Below are 20,649 nucleotides of genomic sequence, written 5' to 3' on the forward strand. Positions count from 1 at the left end.
CTGGATGACGAAGTACTACGCAGCGTGGGACGCGGCGGACGTGGATGCGATCACTGATTGGTTTGCCGACGACGTGGTCGTGGAAGACGTTCCGTCAGGGCACGTTGCGCGAGGTAAGGCGGAGGCGCGGGCCTTCGTCGAGGGAGCCATCAAGCTGGTGCCCGATGCGACCTATGAGGTCGTGAGCGGTCTGGTCGCCGGGGAGTACTTCGCCGTCGAGTGGGTCATGCATCCGGCAGGGCTGCGTGGGTCCTCGGTCGGCACGCTGCGCGACGGCAAGGTTGCGACGAACCGCGACTACTGGAACGCGGCTCCGGCGAAAGAATGACCCACGCCCGACCTCGAGTGCCTGGCTTGAGGGCGAGGATGATCGCCGCGGCGTCGGGTGATCAGGGCGCCGGAATCGTCGAGTGACGAGGTCCTGACCTCCCGGCGGTCGCGGTGGCGATGACCGAGGCGCCGCGCGAGGCCTCACTGTGTGCAGCGTCTTCACCTCCCAGCCAGCGCCGGGAGAAGAACGCCCTGGCGCACAGTCCGCGACGCTGTGACCGGCCCGTGCCGTCACGGCGGATCCTGAGTCGGACTCAGGAGGTCCGTCTCATGACTGACACCGTGTAATCGTCGGCGGCGCGCCGCTTCCGTGCCGGTGCAGTGTGTGATCTGTAGCAGTACTGAGAAACAAGGTGACCTAGGTCGCAGCATGATCTAACATCAGCGTCATCTTTTGAAATCTCCGATAAGGAATCCCCTCACAATGCAGCACCTGGTGTTCTTGCTCCTAGGCCTAGGGAACGGCGCGGTCTTCGGCGCGCTTGCCCTGGCCATCGTCCTGACGTATCGAAGCTCGGGCGTGGTCAACTTCGCGACGGGAGCCATAGCGCTCTACACCGCGTACACGTATGCGTACCTGCGGGAGGGTGAGCTCCTCATTCTCATCCCGGGTCTACCCGACTCGATCGACCTCGGCGGGCCGATGGGGATGTGGCCTGCCATACTGATCTCTCTCGTCATCGCCGCTGTCCTCGGTCTGATCCTGTACCTGTTGATCTTCCGGCCACTGCGAACATCGCCTCTGGTCGCACGTGCGGTCGCCGCCCTGGGTGTTTCGCTGCTGGTCGCGGGACTGGTGGCGGAGAAGCTCGGCACCGACCCCGTGTCGGTTGACCCGATCTTCCCGACCGACATCTGGCAGTCGGGGGACCTGCAACTGTCCGCTGACCGCTTCTATTTCGCGCTGACGATCGTGCTGCTGGCGATCGCACTGGCGGTGGTCTTCCGCTTCACGAAGTTCGGGCTCGCGACGCGTGCGTCGGCCGAGAGCGAGCGTGGTGCCTACGTCAGCGGCATCTCGCCCGATCGGATTGCCGCCTACAACTGGATGCTCAGTTCCGCTGTTGCAGGTCTTGCGGGCATTCTGATCGCACCCATCGTTCCGCTGGTGCCGGTCGCGTACACACTCTTCATCATCCCAGCGCTCGCTGCCGCGATCCTCGCCCGCTTCGATATGGTGATAGTCGCGGTGTTCGCCGGCGTGGCCATCGGCATGCTCCAGTCGGAAGCACAGAATCTGGCAGCAACGTACGACTGGCTGCCGTCCTCGGGTCTGCCTGAGCTGGTGCCGCTGATCCTGATCCTCGTGGTGCTGCTGATCCGTGCCAAGCCTTTGCCGTCCCGTGGTGAGACCATCCTGCAGACCCTGGGTAGGGCACCGAGGCCGCACCACGTGGCACCCACTGCAGTCGTCATGACGATCGTTGGGGTCCTGGCATTGGTATTTCTTGACGACCGCATGCGCAGTGGACTGATCATCAGCCTCATCATGGCCATCATCGCGCTGTCGTCGGTTGTCGTGACCGGCTTCGCCGGTCAGGTCTCTCTTGCTCAGCTGACGATCGCCGGTGTTGCGGCCTTCCTGCTCGGTCCGATCGCGAACAATCTTCACCTACCGTTCCCGATCGCCCCCATTGTGGCCGCGTTGTGTGCGGCTGTGATCGGTGTCCTGATCGGGTTGCCCGCCTTGCGGATTCGCGGACTCACCGTCGCGGTGGTGACGCTGACGATGGCATACGTTCTCGAAGCGGTCTGGTTCCGCAATATCGATGTGGTCGGAGGGGAAGGTATCAAGGCGCCGAAACCCAGCCTGTTCGGTTGGGATCTGAGCATCGGACAGGGTCTGGACTACCCGCGAGTGACATTCGGCATCCTGGTGCTGCTGGTCCTCGTCGCGGTCGCCGTGTTCGTCGCTTACCTTCGGCGCAGTGGACTCGGAACCGAGATGCTGGCCGTACGTGCGAACGAACGATCCGCTGCGGCAGCCGGTGTCAGTGTGGTCCGGGTGAAGATCTTCGCTTTTGGGATCGGTGCGTTCATCGCCGGTCTCGGTGGATCCCTGCTGGCGTACCAGCAACAGACGGTGACCTTCGACTACTACGCAGCGATGGCCGGTGTCGCCCTGTTCGCCACCGTGTACCTGGCGGGTATCACCTCGGTCTCCGGTGGCGTCCTTGCCGGCCTGCTGGCCGCCAACGGGCTGGTCTTCATCTTCGTCGATGAGATGTGGTCGGCGAGTGGCTGGTACGTCGTCGTCTCCAGTGTGTTGCTGATCTTCACCGTCATCCTCAATCCCGAGGGCATCGTCGGACCGGCCCATACCGTGTTGTCGGCCCGCCGCGCTGCAGCGTTGAAGGCGAAGAGCGACTCGGCGCCGGATCTGGACGTGAGCCGCGAAGCCCCGGCTGAGAAGGTGTCGAGGGGACCGAAGGTGTTCGACAGTTCGGCGCAGCCTGAGCTCACCCTGACCGATGTCTCGGTCAGGTACGGCGGCGCGGTGGCACTGAAAGATGTGTCGCTGCAGATCCCCAAGGGCGCTTTGGTCGGCCTCATCGGGCCGAACGGGGCGGGCAAGACGACGTTGATGGACGCGATCACCGGGTTTGTCGACTACACCGGCGACGTGGCCTTGTCCGGTACGTCGATGGGTGGCCTCGCGCCGTACAGCCGTGTCCGGGCCGGTCTCGGGCGTACTTTCCAAGCCATCGAGCTCTACGATGACCTCAGTGTGACGGAGAACGTCAAAGTCGGGCGCACTGCGGCGGTCCGACGTCCGAAGTCAAAGGCCGAGCACAGTGACCTCGGGCACCTGTCCCAGGTCTTCGACCTACTCGATATCGCCGACATCGCGGAGCGTCCGGCAGGAGAACTGTCACAGGGGCAGCGCCAGCTGGTATCGATCGCGCGTGCGCTGGCCGGTTCGCCGAATCTGCTCCTCCTCGACGAGCCGGCAGGAGGCCTCGATAGTACCGAGAGTCGCTGGCTGGGAGAACGGCTGCTCAAGGTTCGGGACAGTGGGACCACCATCGTCATGGTCGATCACGATATGGATCTGGTACTGAGCGTTTGCGACCGGGTCCACGTGCTGAACTTCGGTGAACTCATCGCATCCGGCACTCCAGCGGAGATCCGGTCCAACCGCACCGTAGCCACCGCATACCTAGGAAGAGAGGCTCAGACCAATGGCTGACTCGACACTGGCTGACACAGCCGACCATTCGACCGCCCCCGGGTCTGCAGCAGTCCCGATTCTGGACTGCCAGAACCTATCTGCCGGTTATGGACCGGTCCGAGTGGTGCGCGACGTCAACTTCGCGCTCCAGGCGGGTTCCGTCCTTGCGGTCCTCGGCCCGAACGGTGCCGGCAAATCCACCTTGATGAATACCCTCGCCGGGCTCTTGCCGCGCAAGGGTGGCCATGTCGTCGTGGAGGGCAAGTCGTTGCGGAATGGTCGTCCAGCGGAAGCCAACCGGCATGGACTGATTCTGGTTCCCGACGACCGTGCCCTGTTCACATCGATGACTGTGCGGGAGAACTTGTCGATCGCGAAACGATCCGGCGGACTCAGCCTGGACGGTGCGATCGACATGTTCCCGGCACTGGGCAAACGCATCAAAGTGAACGCCGGCGCGCTGTCGGGTGGTGAGCAGCAGATGCTCGCGGTCGCCCGAGCACTGGTACAGAACCCGCGAGTGCTGCTGATCGACGAGATGAGCATGGGGCTCGCTCCGGTCATCGTCGAGGAGTTGCTACCGATAGTCCGGCGCATCGCCGATGAGACCGACGCCGTTGTAGTGCTGGTGGAACAACACGTTCAACTTGCTCTCGAGGTCGCTGACGAGGCCCTGGTGATCGTGCACGGCGGGGTCCGGCTCAGCGGCCCCGCAGACGAGCTGGCGAAGAATCCCGAGCTGCTGGAGCAGGCCTACCTCGGTGATGCCGTCTGACACTCATGATCGCCTGACCGGCCGCCTCCGCGCTGCGGAGGCGGCCGGTTTGTGCGCCCCTACGGTCGTTGACCGGGCTTCTGCCGGGCACTTCGGCTCCACGGATGGAGTGCGGCGAGGTGGCGTCCGTCCTCGTGCCGAAGCGGTGACGATTCCAGTAACCGGTTATATCTTTAGCGGATGTGCGGCAGCCGGCCACCGTTGATGGGCGTCGGTGTCGACGCCGAGGTCGCTGCTCCCACGTGACCGAAGGCAAGAAGTGTAGGTGCCGCACTGATCTGCCTGACCCCGACGATGCTGCGCCGGCATCTACGCCATGATCACCCACCACGAGCTCTACCGAACCCCGGCGATCACCGCCGCTTCACGGGAACCCTGGGGACACTCCCATCTGCGGCTGACTACGAATCAGTCCTGATCTCGGAAATCTCTGACGAAGGCGCACTGTATGAGGCAACATGCCTCATAGGATCGATCGCCGAGACGCTCAGGAGCGTGCTGTCATGACGATAAGCAGGGAACTGCAACCGGGCTACTGCGACTCGGCGCCGATGGTAGAAAGCCGCACAGCCGGGTGGAAGTGCCAGCGGTACCCAGAGCCGGCATACCGGGTCCGGGTCGACGACACGTACCAACCAACGAGCTGCTAACCGCCGTCCTCGTGCCAAAACGGTGACGATTCCAGTAACGGGTTATATGGTTACCGGATATGTTGCAGCCGGCCATCGGTGATGGGCGTCCGTGACGGACCAACATTCGACACTCGAAGGAGTTGCAGATCGTGGTGAGAACCGAGAAGACCATCGACTCGGAGACCGGGAACGATTCGGCGATTGACGAGGACCTGGTTGTAGAGAAGGACGAGGATTCGGCGGGGGATAAGGAAGGGGCAACCGGCGTTGACGAGTCGACCGACATGCCGAAACGCGAACCCAAGAGCCGTCCGCGGTCGGTTGCACGTGTGCCGGCGGAGTCTCGGTGGCGAGACCCGCACACCGTCATCATCGCGTTGGTCGTGCTCGCCGTCGCGATGGCGGTGGTGATCGGTGTCCTGTCCTATCTCTTTGCGGCGGAAAGCGGCACAGTCAGCGACAACGAGGCTGCGGCTGCGGATCGGAACCGTGCGGAGGAGATCGCCCTCGACTACGCGGCCGGTGCGGCCGAAATGGACTTCCGGGAGTTGAGTGCGTGGCACGAGCGGCTGACAAACGGCACCTCGCCGCAGATGGCGGACAAGTTGACGGAGGCGTCCACTGCGATGGAGCAGGTGATCACGCCGCTGCAGTGGGTCTCGACGTCCCGTCCGATCGCAGCGAAAGTGCTGTCCGAGGATGACGGTGTCTACACCGTGGCGGCATTCGTCGGTGTCTTGACCAAGAATGCCCAAGCGCCCGACGGCGTCCAGTCGACGGCGACGTACAACGTGATCATCGATAAGAAACAGGACTGGAAGATCACTGATGTCGCGGGTATCGACGCCGATGTCACCGGTCCCAAGTGAGACGAGTAGGACTGCGAGCAGATGCTCGCCCTAGGTATCTATATATAGTTTACTATTTCGCCGTGAGATCCGGATCACAACCGTTGTTCAACCGCCGGAAGCCGGCGGCCGGTCGTAGGGGATCCATGCCCCATGGCGGGTGGACCGGCCGGATCCGCACAGCATCGACAGCCGAAACTGCGAGAGGAGGGGACCGATGAGTACTGCGCAGGTGGCCGGCGCGTCGGTCGTTCCGCGGGAGCGAGTCGCTTCACCGCTGGGTCAGGTACTCGGCAAGATCGGGCGCTACCTGGCAACCGTTCCTCGCGCTTCGCTCGCGACGTTGGGAAGGGCTGCATCGATGTCCGGGCAGGTGGTCCGCTATGTGATCACCGATCTGCCGACCGGGCGCGTTTCGATAGCAGAGACGCTCAATCAAGCCTGGTATCTGCTGACCGTCACCATGCTGCCCGCGCTGTTGATCGCCTTGCCGTTCGGCACAGAGATCGCCATTCAGGTCGGGGCCATCGTCAACGAAGTGGGCGCGAAGTCACTTGCCGGTGCCGCCAGCGGTATCGGTGTCATCTCGCAGGGCGCACCGATCGCGGCCGGCCTGTTGATGGGTGGTGCCGCCTCCTCGGCGATCGCCGCCGATCTCGGTTCTCGGGCCATTCGCGAGGAGATCGACGCGATGAAGGTGATGGGGGTTGATCCGATTCGTCGACTGGTCCTGCCACGATTCCTCGCAATCATCCTCATCTCGCCGATTCTGTGCGTGATCATCATCGGTGCCGCGGTAGTCTCTGGTTTCTCGCTCGGCGTCATGATCAACGGCGTGATCCCTGGCAGCTTCTGGCAGTCTTTCGGTGCGTTCGCAAGCCCCACTGACTTCTACTTCGCCATCGGCAAGACCGTTCTCTTCGGAATGGAGATTGTTCTCATCTCCAGCCTTCGCGGGCTGGAGGCCAAGGGGGGACCGCGCGGAGTAGCGGATGCGGTCAACGCCTCCGTCGTCCTCGGGTTTATCTCGGTGTTCATCACGAATGTCTTGATCACCCAAGTTCAGGCAATGTTCTTTCCGACTCAGGTGGGTTGAGGGATGGTCGATTCAGGTAGGTACGAATCCTGGCAGCCGAGTACGTATGCACCTTTTCCGCGGCGGACAATCAATCGGGCTGCACAGAGGATTCGAACGGCTGAGGAGGGCATAGGCCGGTGGGTGATCTTCACCGTACAGACCCTCTATTACCTGCCGTTGACGGTGCGTCGCTACCGCAAACAGACGCTGCGCACAATGAACAGCATGGCGTGGGGGCGTGGGTCGATCATCATCGACGGTGGGGTGATCTCCCTGCTGTTCGTGCTCGGTGTCGCCATAGGTGTCGCCATCGCGATCGAGGCCTATAACACCTTGAATCTGATTGGGTTCGGTGCGCTCTCCGGAGTCATCGGAGCATTCTTCAATATTCGGGAGATGGCGCCGATCATGCTCGGGGTCGGATTCGCCGCGCAAGTGGGTTGCCGGATGACGGCCGAGATCGGATCGATGCGGATCTCCGAGGAGATCGACGCGACGGAGGCGCTGGGCATCCGGTCCATCGCGTACGTGGTCGGCACGCGGGTGGTCGGCGGACTGATCTGTGTGATCCCCGGATATCTGCTGTCGCTGGCTATCGCCTTCGGTACGGCGGCACTATTCGTGACTACCTTGAATGACGCGCCCTCAGGAACCTATTACCACTATTTCAGTCAGTTCCTGGACCCGATAGACATAGCGCTGTCGCTGGTGAAGGCCATCGTATTCTGCGTCGTCATTACCATCGTCCACTGCTACTACGGCTACTTCGCCAGCGGCGGGCCGGAGGGGGTCGGACGCGCCAGTGGCCGGGCGATCCGAGTAAGCCTGGTCGCGGTGGTGGTGCTGAACCTCGCTATGACGATCGTGCTCTGGGGCCTGCGTCCGACCATTGTCTTCAAGGGATGAGCGATGACGTATTCGGGATTCATGGTGGGATCGGATCAGTCGCGTGCTCAGCGGATGCGCAAAGTCGCGCGCTATACGGTGGTAATACTGATCGCCGCGATCGTTCTTGGCGTCTTCGTGGTGCCCCGACTGGTACCGGCCGACGGTGATCGGGTGTCGCTGACCGTGCATACCCCGGCTGTGGGCCCAGGCCTCGAAGACGGGAGTCCGGTCATCCTTCACGGTGCGAAGATCGGGAAGGTGACCTCGGTCGGCATCAGCGGTGACGACATCAAGGTGACGCTGTGGCTCGATAAGGACAGGGTCAAAGGTCTTGCCAGAGATATGACCCTCGACTACCGCCCCTCGAGCTATTTCGGTGTCACAGCTGTGAACATCGCCGATGCCGGCAACACGGCGAAGGCGGGATACGTGCGAGACGGGGATGATCTCGCGCTTGCCTCCGGTACCGATTACACGATGTCGACGATGATCGCAAAGGGTTCGATCATCGTCTCCGGGACATTGACGGACGGGATGACCGAGGCAGTCGAGAAGGCGCTGACGTACACCGATGCATTGAGTCCGCTGCTCAATGCGGGTGCCATAGTGGCGGACACCGTGGAGCAGACTCAGCGGGCACTCCCGCGGGAGAACCTGATCTACGTCAACAAGGTGGTGTCCGCTCTACCTTCGTTGCTCGGCGGTGGTACCGACGCATTGTTCTCGATATACAACAGCAAGTTGCGGACCGACTTCGACGACTCCGTACGGTCTCGGTTGGATGCCGGCATCGAGTCCGTCGCCGTCAATTTCTTCGACCTGATCGGCCAGGTGCTCGGCAGTCATCAGACCGACCTGTTGCCGGTGGTCGATGAGCTTCGGGCGGCAGGCTCGGTGTTGCCGACGATCGGTCAGGGAGTGGTGACGACGGAGACGTTGAAGACTCTGCTTACAAAACTCAGTGGTGCATTCGCCGACGGGCCGGGGGGAAGTCAGATTCTCAAGATACGCGCAAACCTCAAGTATCTGCCCGGGCTCGACGTCCCGTTCGCCGGTGCGCCGTCGGCCCGGGAGGGAGGTCCCCGATGAGTAGATTCAGTCGTGGTCGGAAGCGGCAGAGTGCAGTGCGGCCGTTCATCAAACTTGTCGTCGCGGCGGCGGTCGCCGTAGTGATCGCGATCTTCGTGGTGAACGGGATACGAAGTCCGGTCGCGATCGAGACGCGTGACTATCGGGCGGTGTTCACCGACGCATCGGGACTCAGTCCCAATGCTGATATCCGCGTGCGCGGAATCAAGGTCGGAAAGGTGACGTCCATCGACCTGAAGGAGGAAGGACAGGCGACCCACGCGCAGGTGAGCTTCACTCTCGACAAGAAGTACCGTGTCACGCGGGAGACGCGGCTGGCCGTGAAGTATGCGAGTCTCACCGGCGTCCGATACATCGATGCCACCTCGGTGGAAACAGGTGCGGGTACCAGCGTCACCGAGATCTCCTCCGACCAGACTGTTCCCTCGTTCGACGTCACTGAGCTGTTCAACGGGTTGCAGCCGGTGCTGGAGACACTCAGTCCCGCCGAAGTGAATAAATTCAGCAACAATGCCACGACTCTCATGCTCGGTGACGGTTCGGGACTCGACGACATGCTCGAGAGCATCGAGAGTGTTGCCCAATACGCCACTGACCGCCAGGCGGTGATTGCGACGATCGTGAAGAACATGTCGGGCATCGCCGAGGGCGTGGGAGGAACCGCACCGAAGCTCATCGAGTTCATCGGCTATCTCCAGAAGCCGATTGACAGCGTGTTGACCGTTCTCGGGGAATTCAAGAAGGGCGATGCCTACGGCCCGGCGTTTATGGGCGAAGTGAATAGGCTGCTGTACGGACTAGGGATAGAAACCGATACCGATATCGATCAAGTGCTGAAACAGGCATTCCCCACAGTGGCGAATCTCGGTCGCGCGCTTGGCGTGCTGCCGACGATCGCCGGACAGGTGGCCAACGCGCGCGCGATGCCCGCTTCCGGCAGTCGATGCCAACATGGCAGTTACCAGCTGCCTGCCTGGGGAACCGTGCTTCTCGGTGGTACGGAGGTGGTCCTGTGCCGAACGCAGTGAGCAGTTGGTGGTCGGGGTTGCGGGCTCGAGCCCGTCATCCAGAGAGTGACCTCCCGCAGATCGGTCTCGGGCTAGGAGCATTGCTGCTCGTGGTGATCCTCGGAGCGATAGCGGCGTACGTATACATCTCGCCGCCCGGCACCAAGGAGATTCGTTTCTTCGCCCGGGACTCCGTCTCCATCTCTAAAGGTGAGAACGTGCGCGTGGCAGGTATCTCAGTCGGCAAAGTCTCGCGAGTCGCGTTGAAGAAGGACGCCGTCGAGGTGACCGCGAAGATCGAGGATTCGATCCGTCTCGGTGACGCGAGCCGAGTCGAGGTCCGGTTGCTGACGGCAGTCGGCGGATACTCGGTAAATCTGATCCCGGCCGGCGAAGGAAACATCGGAAGCGAGCCGATTCCGGTCGCTCGGGTGACCGTCCCCTACACGGTGGCGGACACCCTGCAGGCGCTCCCGCGGGTCACCGAAAACGTACAGGGCGCTCCGATCAACGAGGTGCTCGATCAGGTGTCCACTGGTTTCCAGGCCCAGAGCCAGTCCATTCGCAAGTTGCTCTCGGGAGCGCAATCAGTCACCACGATCCTTGATCAGCAACGGACACAGGTGCGCTCCATACTGGGGATGGTCTCCGAGTACAGCGCTACCTTCGCCGCATCGCGCCAGCTCCTCTTCCAGACCGTCGACAAGGTGAACACTGTGCTGAGTTCCTTTTACGTCTACCGGGACGGATTCTCCGAGGCCTACCGTCAGATGGGTCTGGTGATCAGACAGCTGGCGGTTCTGTCTACCTACTATCTGAATCACAAGGACGAGGTATATGCCGCGGTCCGTCAGATGCAGAGTGCTGCGAAGCAGATGAGCGACGGCATGTCCGGACTCATCGACCAACTCGAGCCGGTGGTCAAGCAACTCAACGCAGCGGCCGTACCGCTGGCGAGCACAGGAGACGCTCGATCCGGTTTCGTACTGGACATGTCGAATGTCTGCATTCCCGTCGGTGGAAGGACGTGTTGATCCGTGAGTCGAGCTACCAAACGTGTGTTCTTCACCGTTGTCGGCGTCGTTCTCGTGGTGGCCGTTGCGGCGGCCGGCACGGCGTTCGCCCTCAGCCGCGACGACGATGAGAGTTCGACGACGTACTGTGCGGTGATGCCTGACTCCATCGGCCTCTACAAGGGGAACCCGGTGACGCAGATGGGCTACAGGATCGGCAAGGTTGAGTCCATCGAGTCGGTTGGTACGGCAGTTCGGGTGGAGTTCAGTGCGCTCACGTCACGACCCCTTCCGGCAGATGTCGCCGCGGTGACGAGATCGAAGTCAGTGCTGGCCGATCGTTCTCTCGAACTGATCGGCAACTACAGCTCGGGCCCGCGGTTGAAGCCGGGTGTGTGTGTCACCAAGGCGTACACCCCCAAGAGCATTTCTGAGATCACCGGATCGGCGGGCGACCTGATCGACCAGATCGCACCCAACGGTGATACCGAGGCGCTGCAGGGTGCGCTGATGGGGTTGTCGGATGCGATTGATGGCACCGGGACGGACATCGCCTCGGTGTTGACGACGGCCGGGCGCGCGGCGCAGAGCCCGGATCAGGCGGTCTCCGATCTGGGAACGATCATCAATTCGATTGCGCCGCTGTCGGTGTCGGCTGTGCAGCATTGGCCTCAGATCGAGTCGATCTCTTTGAAACTCGCCGATTCGCTGGAATCCGCCGGCACGGTGCTGTGGCCGGGGGCGAAGAACATCGTTGCTGGCATCACTCCGGTGCTGCAACTGCTCACCGATCTGCAGAACCGTTACTCCGACGACCTCTGGCCAGCGCTGGACAGGGTCGCCGACGGGCTGCACATCGCAAGCTTGCATGTCGGCGAGATCGAGAAGGCCATCCAGGTGTTGCCCGGGCTGGCGGACAAGGTCAGCGTGGCGTGGCGGCAGAACCGTGGCGGAGCCCAGGTCACGGTACGCGGAGCCACTGCACTGGTGCGTACCCCGTCGGCAGCGGCCCTTTGCAAGGAGATCGGCAGTTATACGAGCTGTGTTCCGGCGTCGGGCGACCCGAGGGCGGCACGGATCGGTGTGGACGGACTGTTCAGCTTGGCGGGAGCGGGCAGATGAAGGTTATTCGACGTCGCACCTGCGGGGTGCGCCGAAGCGTGGGCGGCCTCCTCGCCCTGGTCACTGCGGCAAGTATGGTGCTGGCGGGTTGTTCGTACGGCCCTGAAGACATCACACCGAGCATTCAGTCCGGATCCGGCGTCTCGGTGCGCATTCACTTCGATTCGGTCCTCAACTTGCCGCCTGGGACCAACGTCACCTACGAAGGCGCAAAGGTGGGGACGGTCTCTGGGATGAGCCTGCAGGCTCACGACGTGGTGGTCACTGTGCGAATCGATCGGGATACGCCGGTGCCGGCTGACGCAAGGGTGGAGATTCGGTCAGATACGGTGCTCGGTGACGCGTATGTTGCGATGACGGCACCGGAAGCGGGCGCTGGATCGGCGTCCGCACTGACCGATGGCGCAGAGATTCCGGTGGGGCAGACCGCGTCACCGCCACCGTTGGAGAACACCCTGGCGGTGCTTTCCACCTTCGTGAACGGTGGCAGCATTTCGCGATTGGAAGACACCATCCGCGAGATGAACTCCGCCTTCCCCGACCGCAAGCAGACCCAGCGGGTAGCACGGATCGCAGGACTCGATCTGCGGGATCTTTCCGCCTCCCTCGACACGATCGACGACACCCTCAGCGCATTCGACGCGCTGAACGGGGCCATGCTGCCCCGGGTCGGGAAGATCGAGGAGATGTTCAGCCCGGTGGGCATGCACTACTGGAATCAGGTCTCAGACATCTTCGGTGGCCTAGGTGTGCTCATTCCCAGTGTCGGCAGCGTATTCGAGGGCGGTTTCTGGCTTGTCCCCATGCTCCAGGAGCTGAATGGCTCGGTGTACACCGTTCGTGACGGCATAGACGCGGTCGGCCAGAACTCGAATCGGATCGAGGCGTTCCTCACCGACAAGCTGTTCCCGTTCCTGAGCAAGCCGCAATTCAAGGTGATCTCAGCGAATACCCCCCAAGGGCAGGACGTGTTGAAGAGTTCGGTGGATATCCTCCGGATGTTGGGAGCAGTGAACTGATGGTCCGCTATCTCATCTCGTTTCTGGCGATGGTCGTCGTGATGATCTTGTCGGTCTGGTACATGTTCACGATCGGGCTCTCGGTGACCAAATCGGCGAACACCAACTCGATCGTCATGAACATTCCCAAAACCAATGGCCTGCAGGATGGTTCGCGGGTATTGCTGCGCGGAATCGAGGTCGGCTACGTGACCGACGTCAAACCCTCTCTCGACGGCGTCGAGGTGACGTGGAACTTCAAGAAGGACTACAAGATTCCCCGCGAGTCCACATACCGTGTGGACAACCTGTCAGCATTGGGGGAGACCTACCTGGGTGTGTTCCCCGAGGTGGACAGGGGTCCTTGGCTGAGTGACGGGTCGGTGCTGGATACGACTCAGGTGGCCGTCCCGACGACCGTCGATGAGCTCTCCGAGCGGGTCACCAGACTGATGAACCAGGTCGACGTAGCCGCCGTTTCGGGTCTGATCGATGAAGTGAATACGGGTCTGGCGCCCGACGGCACCACGATTACGAACCTGGCCAGGGGGAGCCGGCTGCTGCAGAACACATTTCTGTCGACGCGACCGGACTTCGAGACGGTGCTGGACAAGATGCAGGTGCTGTTCAAGGACGGCAGCACGGTGAGCGCAGCGCTACGGGCTGCCGGTCCGCCTGCGCGGCCGTTCGGCTCGAACTTCGCCGAGGTTCTCGGCGGCTTCGGGAAGGTGGTCGTCGTCACTGGTCTGCCGGAAACGCTGGACCATCAGATCGGGGACTTCCTGAAGAACCTCGAAGCCTTCCTGGCGAAGGCGAGTCCCGACCTCAAGATCCTTGGAGATGCGACTCTGCCCGCGGTCATCGCGGCTACCGACAAGTTGAAGATGGTCGACCTGAGCGAGCTCATGCAGACAGCTTTGCGGACGGCCGGAAGGGGTGACGGACTGGTCCTCGGCGTGAAGTGACGGGGACCCGCGTCCAGATCGCGGAAACCGTTGACGGAGTCAATATCTATGAGTCATCATGTCTCATAGAACGAGGATGAATCGCGGAGACGCTTGAGGAGCGTGCTGTCATGACGGTAAGCAGTGAGCTGCAACAGGGTTACTACGACTCGGCGCCGATGGCCGAGAGTCGCACGGCCGGCTGGAATTACATGCGGAGTCCGGGCTCGGCGTATCGAGCCGGCGACACGTACTACCTCACGAGCTACGAAGCGGTGCGGTACGCACAGCGCAACCCAGAGATCTTCTCTTCAGCCAAAGCGTTCGACGCAATCAGCGCAGTCGTCAAATTGATCCCGCTCGCCGTCGACCCGCCGGAGCACAAGCGGTACCGCCGGATCTTGGACCCGATGCTTGCGCCCAAGATGATCGACCGGATCGAAGACCGCCTGCGCGAACAGGTCCGCGAACTGATCGACGCCTTCGCCGCCAGCGGGGAGTGCGACATCGTCCGCGATATCGCACTCAAGTTCCCTACTCAAGCGGTCCTGACCCTCTTCGGGTTGCCCGGCGAGGACCTGCCGCAGTTTCTCGACTGGGTCGACGCTCTGATCGGTGGAGCCGTCACGGAACTGGCAGAACCGAGCGAGCAGCAAATGACGGCCGCGCTCGGTCTGTTCGGGTACCTCCAAGAGCACATCGAACGTAAACGCGCGAACCCGGGCGATGACATGCTCAGCGACATCCTGTCCCTCAGCGGCGACGACGCCTGGGACGACGCGGAGGTCCTGGGACTCGGCTTCCTCTTCGTGCTCGCCGGCCTGGACACAGTGACAGCGACCATCGGCTTCACGATGATGACTCTCGCGGAGAACGAGGAACTGCGGCGAGCGATCATCGAAGATCCCGACCTCATCGGACCGTTCATCGAAGAGTCGGTGCGACTGGAACTGCCGGCGCCGTTGACGCCTCGCGTCACCACCGAGGAGGTCGAAGTCGATGGTCTCACCATCCCGGCCGATTCGCGCGTCATGCTGGTACTGGCAACGGCCAATCGCGAGAACACCGACCACCCGGACACCATCGACCTCGCGGACCCTGTCAGTCACCTGTCCTTCGGTGGCGGTGTGCACCGTTGCCTCGGTTCGCATCTCGCCCGACGGGAGCTCCGGCTGACCATCGAAGAGTTCCACGCGCGCATCACCGACTATCGGGTACCTGACGGTTTCACACCGCAGGTCGTGTTCCCCAGTGGAACGTTGCACCTCGACTCACTGCCACTCGAGTTCAGCGTTGAATGATGGCGAGAATCGAATTGAATGGCTGCGTCGGTCATGCCTTGTGCAACGTCGCGGCCCCCGATGTCTACGATCTCGACGACGACGGATACTGTATACCGCCGATGTTCGAGGTAGCCGACGACGCGCGTAAGCAGGCAATGGCCGGGGTGAAAGCATGCCCTGAACGTGCCCTGACTCTCGTCGACGAGTAGCGTCGAGATCCGCTAAGTCGGGCGCTTCGCCGCCACCCGGCCCTCCAGGGTTGAATCGATGACCCGGTCAATGAACCCGCGGTCGACTGGATTCCGCATGATCGATACTTGAACGATCAGCGGACCGACCAGCTGGGTCAGCAACAGCTCCGGGTCACACTCGGCGGTTTCGGATCCTCCGACCCTGTCGAGCATCGATGCCAAGGTGTCAACGGTCCGTCGCATCAGGTCGTCGCGAAGACTCGCGATCCGCGGATCGGTATCCGCGCTGGTAATGATCGCTGCTAGGAACTGTTTTGCAGTCGGCTCAGCTAGGTTCATCGCCAGGCGCGTCAATTCTCGACGCAGCCACGCACGTAGCGGACCACGCCCAGGGCGTAGAAGAGGCTCGTCGATCGTTTGGAGTGCTTCCGACAACAAGTCGATAGTCTCAGGCCAGTGCCGATAGACGGTGGCGCGCCCGACGCCAGAGTGTTGCGCGATTCGCTGATGGGTGAGAGCCGCAGCCCCCTCCGCCTCGAACAGAGACCGAGCCGAAGCCCGAACTGCCGACTGGGTCCGGGAGACCCGTGGATCAGAACTTCTCGCCGCAGCCATACGCAAAGTCTAAAGTCGAATCGCTGACAAGTCTGTCCACTATCGCTCACGCCAGATGGGTGAAGAACCCTCGGCGGATGCACTGGATCAGGAGGTCGGTGCTCGCATCTTCCTGCAGGGGAGGTGAGAACTCCTCCGCAGCTTCCGGAAGTCTCGCGACCAACGATCGGAAGATGATTGCGCCGACAACGGGGTCGAACGGGTAGTCGCGCTGAGTGGCGGTGAGACCGGCCACCATGGCTGAATCGAGGGCCGCCTGCCCGTAGCGGCCGAGCCGGCTCACTAGGTCGTCGTCGGCCGAACTCTCGGCCCACGCGCCGATCGATCCCGAGTAGCGCCTCATGAAGGAATTGAAGCCGGCGATCCAGGCACGCAACTCGGTGGTGTCGGGATCAGTGAGATCGATCGTGCGGAGGCGCTCGGCCTGTGCGACCGTCTCCTCGGCGCATTCGATGCTGATGGCGATCAGCAGATCCTGCTTCTCGCTGAAGTATTTGTAGAATGTTCCGCGAGCGAGGCCGGCCTCTTCGACGATGTCGTCGACGCTCGTGCGGTGGTAGCCCTTGATCTGAAACTGCTTGGAACCGGCGTCGACCAGAGCGCGCACGGTAGCAACCGCCCGCTTGCTCAGCGTAGCGGTCCGGTCCTCTGTCGAGAGACCGGCGGTCGACGGCATCGGTGGCATCTCGATGACCGGATCCTCCGGCGGAACCTCCAACGACAGGCTGTTGAGCACCGACGAGGGTGTCTCCGGGAACAGGAGCAACTGCAGGTAAACAGACAGTGAGTCGACCACCGCCTGGGTGCCCCGGCCGTAGGTTCGGTCGGTGGCGATGAACAGATTGACCCGATGCACGATGGCGACCAGGGCCATCGCGGCGGTCCGCGGCTCGAGGCCTTCCACTCCTGACTTCTCTAGTCGTGCGGTAACCAGATCGATGTAGCCGGACATGAATCTGTCGATCTGTGGACGAACGGCGGTGTCGACCACGGCCACGCTCGTCCACTGCACGAACATCGTGGAATAGCGATCGAAGACCCAACTCCACTCGCCGAGCCACCAGTTGAGGTTGTCGAATCCCATCCGGGTGGGGCCGAGGGGGCCGATACGCCGGGTGACCCGGAACAGCGCCCGTCCGCACACCTCCAGAAGCTCGAAGAAGATCTCGTCCTTGCCGGGAAAGTACTGATACAGCGTGGCTCTGGAGATGTCGGCTTCCTTGGCGATGGCGTCGACAGAGGTGTTGAAGAATCCCGTCCGACCGAACAGGTCAAGGGACACGTCGACGATCGCGGCACGCGTCTTCGCGCCCCGGCTGCCCACATCTGGGCTAGACGGGCCGTAGCTTGCTCTCCGGGTAATCGGCGTCGTATCTGGCACTGGGGGTAACCCTAACTGGTCAGTGCAGCTTTCAGCGATGCGGAGGTCGGAACCGGCGGGGTCATACTTGTCACATCGTCGCCGGTGTGACGACGAAGTCACCCGATCCGGCGATCGCCACAGCACCGTTCTGCCGACTGCAGACCAACTCTACGGTGGCCACGACCTCGCCGTCGGCTCCCTCGGCGAGTGCGGTGACGGTCCCGGTACAGGTCAAGACGTCGTCGGGCCACACCTGCTCACGGAACCTGACACCGAAACGCCGCACGTTGCCGGCACCGAGCCAGTCCGTGGCGAAGGTCGCGAGCAACGCCGACTGGTGCATGCCCTGTGAGAACACGGACGGATTTCCGGCGCTCCGAGCCATTGCGTCGTCGTAGTGCATCGGGTTCAGGTCTCCGGATGCCCCCGAGTACCGGACGAACATCTGACGGGTCAGCGGTCCGAAATCGCGTGGCTCGGCGGTGTCTCCGACGGCGAGGGTGGATCGGGTGCTGCTCATTCGGATGCTCCTCGCTTAGCGCGTTCGATGAAGGTTGCCTTGGCCTGGGCGACCAGGTTTCCGGCGCGGTCCCGGTATTCCGTGAGCACCACGGCGAACCGCATCTGGCCCCCGCGTTTGCCCGGCTTCTCGTACCGATCGACGATGCGCTCCTGTGCCACCAGGACGTCGCCGACCTTAGGGGGGGGTCCCGTGAACGAGTACTCTTGCTCGCCGTGCAGCAGTCGCTTGCGCTCGAAACCGACGTTGACCCGGACGCCGGCCGGTGCCCACTGTGCGGCGGTGACGAGGAAGGTCGGTGGAATGATCGCATCGGGCCCCTGATATGCGGGGTTGTCCGACTGCATGGCTGCCGCGAACTCGCGGATCTTTCCTTGCTCGATCACCATCTCCCACGGCTGGCCGGTGGTACCGACCGGTGACGGTTCAGGCGGGGTGGGGTCGGTCATCTACTTCCTCCTGGGTTCAGTTCGGTGAGATACCGGTCGACGAGTCCGACGACGGTGGTGGGGTAGCTGTGGGCCACCTCGACATCGAGACCGTCTCTGGCGAGAAGAACGGCCAGCCGGTTGTTGATGAGCGACAAGACGAATGCCGCCACGAGTTTGTAATAGGTGATGTCGCCGTCGACCCGACCGCCGAGCTCGACGTACCGGCGAGCGGTCTCATCACTGTCGAGAACGCCGGGAGGGCGGCTGAAACCCATCGCTTCGCACAGGAATTCCTCGAACATCAGCCACCAGCCGAGATCGATCTCCGGCGGTCCGGTAGTCGCGGTCTCCCAGTCGAAGAGAGCGGCGACTGACATGTCGTCGGCGAACGACATGTTGCCCACGCGGGCATCGCCCCACACCACTGCTTCCCTCGCGGTGGCAGGCGCCTCGGTCAGGATGACGTCGAAGGCCCTCGCCAGCGTCTCCGGCCCGACCACCAGATCGGCACGGGCCCACTCGAACCACTTTCTGAGGTTGTCGAGGTAGCGGTCGAGTGCTGTCGCTCCGGTCGCGGGATCGGCGCGCAAGAACTCCAGCACGTCCGGATCGTCGATTCGGTGGAGGGCGACCAATGACTGAATCGCATTGTCGTACAGCAGCCCTCGCTGCTCCGGCGAGAGTTCGGTGGTCCAGCCGCGCTTGTGCCAGCTGGGTACGTCGGATGGCGTGCGGCCGGTGACTCGACGCATCAGGTAGAACGGGGCGCCAAGGACCGACGGGTCGTGTTCGATCCACATGATCTCCGGGACCGCGATGCCGGCCATTCCGCCCAGGCGCTGCATGATCTCGGCTTGCCGGGGTGCGTCCGGTGTCGTGAACAGCTGGTGATCCGCCGCCTGCATGCGGAGCACCAGGTCCGCCTCCTGCCGGGTTCCGGTGGCGTCGGTCCACGTTGCAGTGAGAAACACCGTCTTGCCCGAATATCCGGCGTCCGGCGCCGAGAAGTCCGAGATCTCGAAGTCGGAGCTACCCGGGGCGATGTGCTCGGGGAGCCAGGAGTTCAGGACCTCGTGTGCGCCGTCCCCGAGATCGCCTCGGCTCGGTGTGTACGTCATGCGACTACCCTTCCAGTGGGTCGAACGCCCGCGGAGCAACTCGGCGACGAACGGCCTTCCCTAAAGTGACCAACACTGTCAGAATAGGGGTATGAGCGACGGAAAATCCAGCATTGCCGAAAACGCGCAGGGCCCGGCCCGGAAGACGGTGCCGCCGGAAGCGCCGGCCCTCGGCGCCTACACACTGCCCGGCCGAGTTCCCGATCCCCGGCCGGCGATCGGGCAGGCGATCGAAGCAGAGCGCTTGGGATTGAGCACGCTGTGGCTGAGTGAGCGCTGGGGCACTAAGGATTTCGGTGTGCTGTCCGGGGCGATCGGCCAGGCGACGGACACGATCAAGATCGCAGCCGGGATAACCCACTTTCAGTCCCGACACCCGGCCATCCTCGCTTCGATGGCGATGACGGCCCAGGCCATGTCGAACGGGCGGATCATCATCGGGATCGGGCGCTCGGTCGACGCGATGTGGAAGGCCGTAGGGCTGCCTCCGTCGACGAACGCCTCGATCATCGACTCGCTCGAGATCTTCCGGAGGCTCTGCAGTGGCGAGAAGGTCAAATACGACGGACCTGCAGGCAAGTACCCGTCCCTGCGCCTGACTGATGTCCCGGACCAGCCGATCCCGCCGGTCGTGTTCGCCGCGATCGGTCCGAAAGGCCTCGGAATCGCGGGCCGCCATTTCGATGGAGTGCTGCTGCATCCGTTCTTGACGCCGTCCGCGGTCGGTCGGTCCGTGCAACTCGTACGCGAGGCGGAGAAAGAGGCGGGCCGCCCGTCCGGGTCCGTGAAGATCTATGCGACCGTGGTCGTCGCATCGGGTCTCGATCCCGCCGAGGAGATGGCGGTCGTCGGCGGGCGAGCAGTGACGTATTACCAGATCCCCGGCCTAGGAGAACAGCTGGCGAGGGCCAACGGCTGGTCGTTCGACGGCCTCACCGCGCTCCGTGCGCATCCGCACCTGGCCGGCGTCCGCGGAGCGGTGGATTCGGTCCGGACGCGCGAGCAGCTCACCGAGGTGGCGGAGTCCTTGCCCGAGGAATGGATCCGGTCGGCGTCGGCGGTGGGTTCGCCGAGTGACTGCTGGGCGGCGTTCGAGCGGTACCGGGAGGCCGGTGCCGACGAACTGGTTCTGCACGGCAGCACTCCCGATCAACTGGCTCCGCTTTTCGACTGAGACGAACAGGGCGGCGTTTTTGCCTTAGAGTGACGTTACTGCCAGAATCGAACGCATT

The 20,649-nt window shown here is 62.8% G+C and carries 20 protein-coding genes; 15 read left to right on the plus strand and 5 right to left on the minus strand.

Annotation, left to right across the window (positions count from 1 at the left end; genetic code table 11):
• Positions 1-4: 4 nt before the first annotated feature.
• From GH2_RS16565 to GH2_RS16630, 14 genes are all read left to right on the plus strand, one after another.
• Positions 5-328, plus strand: coding sequence for a nuclear transport factor 2 family protein (locus GH2_RS16565; RefSeq protein WP_239589073.1), 324 nt, complete (start codon positions 5-7; stop codon positions 326-328).
• A gap of 426 nt (positions 329-754) precedes the next feature.
• Entirely contained in the window at positions 755-3,520 is a 2,766-nt protein-coding gene (locus GH2_RS16570) for a branched-chain amino acid ABC transporter permease/ATP-binding protein (protein WP_066170469.1), read from the plus strand.
• Positions 3,513-4,277 (plus strand): ABC transporter ATP-binding protein, encoded by a 765-nt coding sequence (locus GH2_RS16575; protein ID WP_084247568.1) that lies wholly within the window; start codon positions 3,513-3,515, stop codon positions 4,275-4,277. The genes GH2_RS16570 and GH2_RS16575 overlap by 8 nt, the downstream gene beginning before the upstream one ends.
• A 781-nt stretch (positions 4,278-5,058) precedes the next feature.
• A complete protein-coding gene (locus GH2_RS16580) occupies positions 5,059-5,778 on the plus strand; it encodes a hypothetical protein (RefSeq protein WP_157086126.1) in 720 nt (239 codons plus the stop codon).
• Positions 5,779-5,974: 196 nt separating this feature from the next.
• Positions 5,975-6,853, plus strand: coding sequence for an MlaE family ABC transporter permease (locus GH2_RS16585; RefSeq protein WP_066170474.1), 879 nt, complete (start codon positions 5,975-5,977; stop codon positions 6,851-6,853).
• 3 nt (positions 6,854-6,856) lie between these two features.
• On the plus strand, positions 6,857-7,741 hold the full coding sequence (locus GH2_RS16590) for an MlaE family ABC transporter permease (protein WP_084247569.1): 885 nt from the start codon (positions 6,857-6,859) through the stop codon (positions 7,739-7,741).
• 54 nt (positions 7,742-7,795) lie between these two features.
• Positions 7,796-8,812: an MlaD family protein gene (locus tag GH2_RS16595; RefSeq protein WP_239589085.1), complete on the plus strand. Its 1,017-nt coding sequence runs from the start codon at positions 7,796-7,798 to the stop codon at positions 8,810-8,812.
• Positions 8,809-9,840: an MlaD family protein gene (locus tag GH2_RS16600; protein ID WP_084247570.1), complete on the plus strand. Its 1,032-nt coding sequence runs from the start codon at positions 8,809-8,811 to the stop codon at positions 9,838-9,840. Before GH2_RS16595 ends, GH2_RS16600 begins: the two co-directional genes overlap by 4 nt.
• Entirely contained in the window at positions 9,756-10,853 is a 1,098-nt protein-coding gene (locus GH2_RS16605) for an MlaD family protein (protein WP_084247571.1), read from the plus strand. Before GH2_RS16600 ends, GH2_RS16605 begins: the two co-directional genes overlap by 85 nt.
• A 24-nt stretch (positions 10,854-10,877) precedes the next feature.
• Positions 10,878-11,954 (plus strand): MlaD family protein, encoded by a 1,077-nt coding sequence (locus GH2_RS16610; protein ID WP_066170486.1) that lies wholly within the window; start codon positions 10,878-10,880, stop codon positions 11,952-11,954.
• A gap of 38 nt (positions 11,955-11,992) precedes the next feature.
• Positions 11,993-12,973, plus strand: a complete 981-nt coding sequence (locus GH2_RS16615) for an MlaD family protein (RefSeq protein ID WP_169802472.1) — start codon at positions 11,993-11,995, stop codon at positions 12,971-12,973.
• A gap of 29 nt (positions 12,974-13,002) precedes the next feature.
• On the plus strand, positions 13,003-13,917 hold the full coding sequence (locus tag GH2_RS16620; RefSeq protein ID WP_169802473.1) for an MlaD family protein: 915 nt from the start codon (positions 13,003-13,005) through the stop codon (positions 13,915-13,917).
• A 110-nt stretch (positions 13,918-14,027) separates the two neighbouring features.
• Complete coding sequence (locus tag GH2_RS16625) at positions 14,028-15,197, plus strand: cytochrome P450 (protein ID WP_066170494.1); 1,170 nt, start codon at positions 14,028-14,030, stop codon at positions 15,195-15,197.
• Positions 15,197-15,388: a ferredoxin gene (locus GH2_RS16630; protein WP_066170500.1), complete on the plus strand. Its 192-nt coding sequence runs from the start codon at positions 15,197-15,199 to the stop codon at positions 15,386-15,388. The genes GH2_RS16625 and GH2_RS16630 overlap by 1 nt, the downstream gene beginning before the upstream one ends.
• A gap of 12 nt (positions 15,389-15,400) precedes the next feature.
• Here GH2_RS16630 and GH2_RS22140 read toward each other — a convergent pair whose 3' ends face one another.
• The 5 genes from GH2_RS22140 to GH2_RS16655 all read right to left on the minus strand — a co-directional run bounded on the left by GH2_RS22140 (position 15,401) and on the right by GH2_RS16655 (position 19,417).
• Positions 15,401-15,985, minus strand: coding sequence for a TetR/AcrR family transcriptional regulator (locus GH2_RS22140; RefSeq protein WP_066170502.1), 585 nt, complete (start codon positions 15,983-15,985; stop codon positions 15,401-15,403).
• Positions 15,986-16,031: 46 nt separating this feature from the next.
• Positions 16,032-17,309, minus strand: coding sequence for a TetR/AcrR family transcriptional regulator (locus GH2_RS16640; protein ID WP_174545360.1), 1,278 nt, complete (start codon positions 17,307-17,309; stop codon positions 16,032-16,034).
• Between the two features lie 127 nt (positions 17,310-17,436).
• A complete protein-coding gene (locus GH2_RS16645) occupies positions 17,437-17,868 on the minus strand; it encodes a MaoC/PaaZ C-terminal domain-containing protein (RefSeq protein ID WP_066170506.1) in 432 nt (143 codons plus the stop codon).
• Positions 17,865-18,317 carry an FAS1-like dehydratase domain-containing protein gene (locus GH2_RS16650; protein ID WP_084247574.1) on the minus strand — a complete coding sequence of 151 codons (453 nt, stop codon included), beginning with the start codon at positions 18,315-18,317 and terminating at the stop codon, positions 17,865-17,867. The genes GH2_RS16645 and GH2_RS16650 overlap by 4 nt, the downstream gene beginning before the upstream one ends.
• A complete protein-coding gene (locus GH2_RS16655) occupies positions 18,314-19,417 on the minus strand; it encodes a phosphotransferase family protein (RefSeq protein ID WP_066170509.1) in 1,104 nt (367 codons plus the stop codon). The genes GH2_RS16650 and GH2_RS16655 overlap by 4 nt, the downstream gene beginning before the upstream one ends.
• A 91-nt stretch (positions 19,418-19,508) precedes the next feature.
• On the opposite strand from GH2_RS16655, the gene GH2_RS16660 reads away from it, so the two are divergent.
• On the plus strand, positions 19,509-20,591 hold the full coding sequence (locus GH2_RS16660) for a TIGR03857 family LLM class F420-dependent oxidoreductase (protein ID WP_084247575.1): 1,083 nt from the start codon (positions 19,509-19,511) through the stop codon (positions 20,589-20,591).
• Positions 20,592-20,649 lie beyond the last annotated feature (58 nt).

Source organism: Gordonia hydrophobica NBRC 16057 (genome assembly GCF_001592365.1).
GTDB lineage: Bacteria > Actinomycetota > Actinomycetes > Mycobacteriales > Mycobacteriaceae > Gordonia > Gordonia hydrophobica.

Bases quoted from the DNA above. Each gene is read 5' to 3' on its own strand.
- GH2_RS16655 (WP_066170509.1), bottom strand. From the start codon at position 19,417: ATGACGTACACACCGAGCCGAGGCGATCTCGGGGACGGCGCACACGAG.
- GH2_RS22140 (WP_066170502.1), bottom strand. From the start codon at position 15,985: ATGGCTGCGGCGAGAAGTTCTGATCCACGGGTCTCCCGGACCCAGTCG.
- GH2_RS16565 (WP_239589073.1), top strand. From the start codon at position 5: ATGACGAAGTACTACGCAGCGTGGGACGCGGCGGACGTGGATGCGATC.
- GH2_RS16625 (WP_066170494.1), top strand. From the start codon at position 14,028: ATGACGGTAAGCAGTGAGCTGCAACAGGGTTACTACGACTCGGCGCCG.
- GH2_RS16595 (WP_239589085.1), top strand. From the start codon at position 7,796: ATGCGCAAAGTCGCGCGCTATACGGTGGTAATACTGATCGCCGCGATC.
- GH2_RS16645 (WP_066170506.1), bottom strand. From the start codon at position 17,868: ATGAGCAGCACCCGATCCACCCTCGCCGTCGGAGACACCGCCGAGCCA.
- GH2_RS16575 (WP_084247568.1), top strand. From the start codon at position 3,513: ATGGCTGACTCGACACTGGCTGACACAGCCGACCATTCGACCGCCCCC.
- GH2_RS16590 (WP_084247569.1), top strand. From the start codon at position 6,857: ATGGTCGATTCAGGTAGGTACGAATCCTGGCAGCCGAGTACGTATGCA.
- GH2_RS16600 (WP_084247570.1), top strand. From the start codon at position 8,809: ATGAGTAGATTCAGTCGTGGTCGGAAGCGGCAGAGTGCAGTGCGGCCG.
- GH2_RS16605 (WP_084247571.1), top strand. From the start codon at position 9,756: ATGCCAACATGGCAGTTACCAGCTGCCTGCCTGGGGAACCGTGCTTCT.
- GH2_RS16570 (WP_066170469.1), top strand. From the start codon at position 755: ATGCAGCACCTGGTGTTCTTGCTCCTAGGCCTAGGGAACGGCGCGGTC.
- GH2_RS16630 (WP_066170500.1), top strand. From the start codon at position 15,197: ATGGCGAGAATCGAATTGAATGGCTGCGTCGGTCATGCCTTGTGCAAC.
- GH2_RS16650 (WP_084247574.1), bottom strand. From the start codon at position 18,317: ATGACCGACCCCACCCCGCCTGAACCGTCACCGGTCGGTACCACCGGC.
- GH2_RS16620 (WP_169802473.1), top strand. From the start codon at position 13,003: ATGGTCGTCGTGATGATCTTGTCGGTCTGGTACATGTTCACGATCGGG.
- GH2_RS16660 (WP_084247575.1), top strand. From the start codon at position 19,509: ATGAGCGACGGAAAATCCAGCATTGCCGAAAACGCGCAGGGCCCGGCC.
- GH2_RS16585 (WP_066170474.1), top strand. From the start codon at position 5,975: ATGAGTACTGCGCAGGTGGCCGGCGCGTCGGTCGTTCCGCGGGAGCGA.